The 393-nt window shown below is 54.5% G+C and carries 1 protein-coding gene; it reads left to right on the top strand.

Features of this window, described 5'->3' with window-relative positions; translation table 11 throughout:
• On the top strand, positions 1-393 hold a 393-nt coding region (locus D7W79_RS42980; protein WP_167497807.1), incomplete at both ends, for a DUF542 domain-containing protein.

The following is a 393-nucleotide window of genomic DNA, read 5'->3' as shown; positions in this document are numbered from 1 at the left end:
GGCTTATCGCGACCAACCTTTAGGTGAACTGGCGCTCTCTATCCCTCGCGCTTCGGCTCTGTTTCGTAAATATGATATGGATTACTGCTGCGGCGGTAAGCAAACGCTGGCGCGTGCGGCGGCACGTAAAGAACTGGATGTTGAGGTCATTGAAGCTGAGCTGGCAAAGCTTGCTGAACAACCGATTGAGAAAGACTGGCGTAGCGCCCCGCTGGCAGAAATCATCGACCATATCATCGTGCGCTACCACGATCGTCACCGCGAGCAACTGCCGGAGCTGATCCTGCAAGCGACTAAAGTCGAGCGCGTTCACGCCGACAAACCGAGCGTGCCAAAAGGGCTGACAAAATACCTGACCATGCTGCATGAAGAGCTTTCCAGCCACATGATGAA

Origin of the sequence: Corallococcus exercitus (assembly GCF_003611585.1) — a bacterium.
Lineage (GTDB): Bacteria > Myxococcota > Myxococcia > Myxococcales > Myxococcaceae > Corallococcus > Corallococcus exercitus.
The sequence above is the reverse complement of the archived record's forward strand: the minus strand, read 5'-3'. Positions and strand labels throughout refer to the sequence as shown.